The sequence below is a fragment of the Trichococcus ilyis genome, from assembly GCF_900109135.1.
In the GTDB taxonomy this organism is placed as follows: Bacteria; Bacillota; Bacilli; order Lactobacillales; family Aerococcaceae; genus Trichococcus; species Trichococcus ilyis.
The window spans coordinates 22,665-29,036 of the sequence record NZ_FNYT01000037.1 but is presented as its reverse complement, the minus strand read 5'-3'; the positions used below and the strand labels follow the sequence as shown (position 1 = coordinate 29,036).

Below are 6,372 nucleotides of genomic sequence, written 5' to 3'. Positions count from 1 at the left end.
TCCATCTGACTGTGATCCATCTTGCTGTGGTCCATCTTGCTGTGGTCCATTTGGCTATGGTCCGTTGATTTATTCGAACCTGGCTGTTGCTTGTTGTTCATAAACTTATCCTCCTCTTACCTCGACTAAAGAGTGAGCCTCAGCTGTTCTCCCTGTTTTTTAATGAAGGATAAAAACTGAGGCTACCGGATAGAATCTGACTGCAAAGAACTACCTAACTTACAGAATTTATAAACTACCTTACTCCACCACGGAATACTTTGTGCCCTCTAAAACTGCGTCAAATGTTGCTTTATCAACAATAGACTGTGCATTTACGGTGACTTTTTTACTTTTCAAATCAACGGAAACTGATTCCACTCCCTTTACGGATTCGAATTTTTCTTTTACTCCTTTGGCGCAGCCCTCGCATTTTATGCCTTCTACGAATATTTCTTGTTTCATAAATTTTTCCTCTTTTCTTTTTTATTTCTTCCCTATCTCTTTTTGAAGGGAATGTTTCAACCGTCATTCAAATATTAATGAAAACTAAAATGGAGTTGTGTGCAACAGCGACAGTTTTCCGATTCATTTATCTCCCTTAAAAAATAGGGAGTATCGGACAGTGCCCCCAGAAACTCATCCTGATTCATTTTATTACATTGAACTAGCGCAATTTTCTTGTTTGTATCAATAGACACGCTCTCCACTGCAGGGATTCTTTTTATTTTTCCTACTATTAGATTTAAGCACTTGAGACAAGATAAACCGCCTAAAGTTAATTCCATTCTCATTCTAACATCTCCATTTTTTATTTCATAACAGAAGGTTTAAATCCCTTTAAACGCAACGCATTCAACAAAACAGAAATGGAACTGAAACTCATTGCCGCTGCTGCAATGACTGGGCTGAGCAGAGGACCGCCTAGCGCATAAACAATACCCATCGCGAAGGGGATACCAAATATATTGTACGCGAATGCCCAGAACAGATTCTCTTTAATGTTTCGAATGGTCGATTTACTCAGTTCAACCGCAGTAGGTACATCCATGAGATCACTCCGCATTAAGACAAGGTCGGCTGATTCTATGGCTACATCAGTACCCGAACCGATTGCAATCCCAACATCTGCTTGGGCAAGTGCTGGAGCGTCATTGATTCCGTCGCCAACCATCCCAACTTTTTTGCCTTCATCCTGTAGCTTCTTCACTTCATTGGCTTTATCTTCCGGCAGGACTTCGCTCAAGACGCGGTCGATTCCCACTTGTTTGGCAATAGCCTCAGCGGTCCGTTTGTTGTCTCCGGTGATCATGGCTACTTCGATGCCCATCTTGTGCAACTTCTCGATGGCACGTAAACTGCTCTCTTTTACAGTATCCGCTACCGCAATGATTCCAGCGATTTTACCATCCTTTGCAATGTACATAGGAGTCTTCCCTTGGCTTGCCAACTCATCTGAGGCAGAGGCCAAATTCCCCAATCCAATATGACCTTCGTCCATCAGCTTCTTATTTCCGAGCAAGAGGTGTTGGCCATTGATCGTTACTTCAATCCCATGGCCTGGAATAGCATTAAACATTTCTGTTTTCAAGAATGCAATGCCCTTCTCTTCTGCGCTGTTCACGATTGCCTCACCAAGCGGGTGTTCCGAGCCTTTTTCGGCAGATGCGGAAAGCGTCAGTAATTCCGTTTCGGAAATCCCTTCGGCGGTGAGAATATCCGTTACTTTGGGCTTCCCTTCTGTTATCGTACCCGTTTTGTCGAACACAATGGTATTCAGCTTATGAGTCGTCTCCAACGCCGTCCCGCTCTTGAATAGCACACCATGCTCGGCCCCTTTTCCGGTCCCAATCATAATCGCTGTGGGGGTAGCCAGACCCAACGCACATGGGCACGCAATCACCAGTACCGAAATAGCTATAGTCAAGGCGAATACACCTGTTTGACCGGCAAAATACCATACTACCGCGGAAAGAAATGCAATCGCAATGACGATCGGAACAAAATACCCGGAAATGATGTCAGCCAGCTTGGCTATAGGGGCTTTGGAACCTTGGGCATCTTCCACCAACTTGATAATTTGAGATAATGCTGTGTCTTTTCCCACTTTTGTCGCCTGATAACGAATCGTACCATTTTTATTGATACTCGCACCGATAATGGCGTCTCCGACCGATTTTTCCACAGGGATACTTTCGCCTGTGAGCATCGATTCGTCCACTGATGTCAACCCTTCGGTAACCACTCCATCTACCGGCATTTTTCCACCTGGCCTCACAACGATCATGTCGCCAACCACCACTTCATCAATGGCAATCTCTGACTCTTTTCCGTTTCTTATCACAAGGGCGGTTTTAGGTGCAAGCCCCATAAGTTTTTTTATGGCCTCAGAAGTTTTGCCTTTTGTTAATGTCTCGAGATATTTTCCTAGAACGATTAAAGCTAAGATGACGGCTGCCGTTTCATAGTACAATTCATTGGCATAGGTTACCTCTCCAAGGAAGATCATAATGGTTGCAAATACGCCGTAAAGAAAAGCCGCACTAGTTCCCAAGGAGATTAACGAGTCCATATTAGGGTGGCCTTTAAATAGCGCCTTGTATCCGTTGCGATAAATTTTACTGTTGACCACAACCACAGGGATCGTCAGCACCAGTTGAACGATAGCAAAGGCTTCCGGATTCATCATCGGATTAATGAAATCAGGCAGGGGCGCTTTTACCAAATGCCCCATCGCGATATAGAGTAACGGAACTGTAAATAGCGCGGAAATTAGAAACCTGTTCCAGAGACTCTTGATTTCTTTCTGTTTCTTTTCTTTGTCCTGATCTATCGTATCAGCGGTTGCTGCTTCTTCATGCGCCTCATACCCAGAATCCATAACTGCCTTCGTGATATCGGAAATATTCACCATACCGGGATCATACTCTATTACCATTTTCTCTGTGGCCAGATTTACGGAGGCCAGTTTTACGCCACGTAGGTTCTGGGTTGCTTTCTCAATCGTCTGGGCGCATGAAGCGCAAGTCATACCCTCAATATTGAATGTTTTCTTAACCGTATTTGAAATTGCGAGATAGCCTGCTTCTGCCACTGCCTTTTGGATATCCGCTTCCGTCAATGCTGAACTGTCAAATTGAATATTCAATTTTTCAGTTGCGAGATTCACGTTCGCAGTCTTTACTCCTGATAATTTCTGAGCAGCCTTTTCTACAGTTTGCGCACAGGACGCACAAGTCATACCTTCTATATTGAATACTTTATTCTCCATTCTTGCTTTTCCTCCCTATTTTCCATGGTGGTTTACACTGCACTGACATTGTCTTGGTAGACATTGACAGCTCACCGCTTCTACAGCTGAGACCTTCTTCTTTTCTAATATCTCTTCCAAGTAGCGGATATCATTAAAGCTCAATACCTTATCCTTGATGATTTCCCCAATCACATGCCCTACTTCCTTTTTGCAAATGCGGCTGAAAATATCGCCTGTATAGTTGCGGACAGTATCTTCCTCTGCAACGCGGGCCGTATAGATAAACTTTTTACCCTCTTGCTCTGTAGATAATGCACCCTTTTCAACCAAACGGCCCAGTAAAGTTTTGATGGTGGTTGCCTTCCAGCTCATCTTCTCTTCCAGGATCGAAATAACTTCCTTACTTGTGACATGATGGTTTGCCCAAACAACACGCATGACTTCCCATTCGGCATCAGTTATATGGGGAGTTAACGTTCCTGACTTCATTTTTACCCCTTCTCTCCTCAATATCGTTTACAAACGTAAACGTATTTATATTTACAATTTACACTTGTAAACGATAATTGTCAATTGTTTTTCCTCAAATTATAAAAAAATAGGCCAAGACTGAAATCATTGTGATTTCGTCCTGTCCTATTTTTATTTGCTGCAAATCTTTATAAGTTGCCCTCGCAATTACGTTATTGGGCGTACGAATTTAATTTGCGCGCTTCTTGTTTTATTTGCCTGTGCCAAATGTAGAAAAGCGATCCGGTGTAGAGATATTGCATAATAAATTGAAGGATTTCCGGTTTGGAATACCATCCGAACAGGACATACATAGGCAAGCCAAGCAGCCCTTCTTTATGGTAAAAAATGGTCTCGGACAGGTCAAAAGCCTTTATGAACAGCGGATTCTCGCTGGACAACAGGTTCAACGATCCCAGAGCGGATAAGCCTTCATGGATGCCGTAGCCAAGCAAAAAGCCGGCTTGCAGGATAAGATACGCCAAGGTGATGTTGAACAGCATCCTTAAATTGACTTTCACCAGCGAATGATTGATCAGGACTGCCAAAACCAAAGCCGCAGCGATACCTGTAAACAAGGCTGCGATGCCGTACTGTCCGGCAAAAGTGAAGATCGCAACCTCTACGCCCTCACGCGCCACCATGATGAACGCAACACTGGCAATCCCGAAGGCAGACAGATTTTGGCTGACGCTGCTTTCCACGGTCGATACCATGTTGCGGCCGTGCTTGATCATCCAATAAATGAACGTCGTCACCAATGCCAACGCAACGAAGCTTGAGCCGCTCTCCCATAATTTTGCCACTTGATCCATCCTGTCGATCGCTTTGGACAGAATGTAAAGAATGCCCCCGATACCGAGAGAAGCAACAATACCGCCAATTGTCCCGTAATAAACATATTTCCGCAAAGATTCATTTTTGCTTTTCCTTAGGTATTGAAGAATGATGCCGACGATAAGGAATGCTTCCAAGCCTTCCCGAAAACCCATAACAAACGCGGGCAGAAATGTATCCATAGTGATTCTCCTTTAAATGTATTAGTCCAGTCCGCAACAACCACAGCCTAATTGAGAACAATTCTCATTTACATCATTATGGGGGCATCCGTTCAACTTGTCAATGAGAAATTTCTAATTTTATAGGATATCTTTCTGTCCGGGCAAAAAAAGTCCCTGACGTTGTATAGCTAGAACAATACTCCAAAAAAGATGACCCCGATTGCTTATCGGGATCATCCTTTTTTGTGGCGTTATGTGTTTATTCCCAAACGGGTATGGACGACTTGTTGGTGACTTCATCGATGATTGCTTTGACTTCATCGGTTTGATAGTAATCGACGATGATCTGGAAATCAGGATCGTCGGCTTCGTCTTCTCGAGAAGCGATCACATTGTAGTAAGGCTTGGACGAGTCGGCGACAGGTTCAAGGAAAATGGCGTCCTGAGTCGGCACCAAGCCTGCATCGGCAGCCATGTCATTATTGACAACGGAGGCATCGACGTCCGTCATGGCGCGGGCGGTTTGGTTGGCGGCCATGAGCGTAATTTCAAGATTTTTCGGATTCGAAATGATGTCGTTCACTGTAGGCAGTTGACCCTTTTCCGGATCGACTTCGATCAGGCCGGCCGTTTGCAGCAGCAGCAAGGCTCTGGATTCGTTCGAAACATCATCCGGTATCGCAATTTGTCCCCCATCCGGTATTTCATCTGCGGACGCGTACTTCTCGGAAAAAAGACCCATCGGATTCAGTGTCGTATAGGCGATAGTCGTGTTGCTGTATCCAGCGTCTTCGTTGATTTGCTCCATGTAGATTTCGGTCAAAGCCGCATGAAGATCAATGTCGCCGTCCTCTAAAGCCTGGATGGGCGCGACATACTCCGTGAATTTGACCAATTCGATCCTTACCGGTTCGTTGTTTTCTTCAAGCTGTTCCTGAACGTGCTCCCACGCCTCATTGCGTTCCCCGATGACGCCGATTTTTACCGTCCGGATCTCTTCCTGAGCTGCTTCCTGGCCGCAGGCAGCGAGAAACAATGCCGCAGCCCCGACCGTCACCAAACTTTTAAACAATTTTTTCATATTTATCTCCATCTCCCCATACTTCATTTAAACGATTTTGTCTGTCTTCCTCCAAAGGGATCATGCGCTCGTGATTGCCCTCTTTTTTATAAAAATCCTGATGGTACTCTTCAGCAGGATAGAAGATGCTTGCCGGCGAAATTTGCGTGACGATCGGCGCCGCGATTGCCAGCTTGCCTTTCAATTCCGCTTTTGAGCGCTCCGCAATTTCTTTCTGTGTTTCCGAATGATAAAAGATTTCCGGACGGTACGATGAACCGCGATCCATGAATTGTCCCATGGCATCTGTCGGATCCGTTTGTTGCCAATAAATATCCAGCAATTCCGCATAAGAAATCACACTGTTGTCAAAAGTGATTTGGATCGCTTCCGTGTGTCCGGTTTCCCCGGCCTTCACTTCCTCATACGTCGGATTCTCTTTGAAACCTCCGGTATAGCCTGAGACAACGGCTTCGATTCCTGGTCTTTCATCAAACGGTTCAAGCATACACCAGAAACAACCTCCGGCAAGTGTTGCAATTTCTTTGGACATGTTTTTTTCTCCCCCA

At 44.8% G+C, this 6,372-nt stretch carries 6 protein-coding genes; all 6 read right to left on the bottom strand.

Going from position 1 to position 6,372, the window contains the following annotated elements:
• Positions 1-240: 240 nt before the first annotated feature.
• The 6 genes from BMX58_RS13280 to msrA all read right to left on the bottom strand — a co-directional run bounded on the left by BMX58_RS13280 (position 241) and on the right by msrA (position 6,356).
• Positions 241-444 (bottom strand): heavy-metal-associated domain-containing protein, encoded by a 204-nt coding sequence (locus BMX58_RS13280; protein ID WP_068624104.1) that lies wholly within the window; start codon positions 442-444, stop codon positions 241-243.
• A gap of 346 nt (positions 445-790) precedes the next feature.
• The gene (locus tag BMX58_RS13270; RefSeq protein WP_068624100.1) at positions 791-3,250 is read right to left on the bottom strand and encodes a heavy metal translocating P-type ATPase; all 2,460 of its coding nucleotides are present in this window, start codon (positions 3,248-3,250) and stop codon (positions 791-793) included.
• 15 nt (positions 3,251-3,265) lie between these two features.
• Entirely contained in the window at positions 3,266-3,721 is a 456-nt protein-coding gene (locus BMX58_RS13265; RefSeq protein ID WP_068624098.1) for a CopY/TcrY family copper transport repressor, read from the bottom strand.
• A 194-nt stretch (positions 3,722-3,915) separates the two neighbouring features.
• The gene (locus BMX58_RS13260; protein ID WP_204243802.1) at positions 3,916-4,761 is read right to left on the bottom strand and encodes an FTR1 family iron permease; all 846 of its coding nucleotides are present in this window, start codon (positions 4,759-4,761) and stop codon (positions 3,916-3,918) included.
• 241 nt (positions 4,762-5,002) lie between these two features.
• A complete protein-coding gene (locus BMX58_RS13255) occupies positions 5,003-5,824 on the bottom strand; it encodes a MetQ/NlpA family ABC transporter substrate-binding protein (protein ID WP_084253987.1) in 822 nt (273 codons plus the stop codon).
• Positions 5,808-6,356 carry a peptide-methionine (S)-S-oxide reductase MsrA gene (msrA, locus tag BMX58_RS13250; protein ID WP_084253986.1) on the bottom strand — a complete coding sequence of 183 codons (549 nt, stop codon included), beginning with the start codon at positions 6,354-6,356 and terminating at the stop codon, positions 5,808-5,810. The genes BMX58_RS13255 and msrA overlap by 17 nt, the downstream gene beginning before the upstream one ends.
• Between the last annotated feature and the right edge of the window lie 16 nt (positions 6,357-6,372).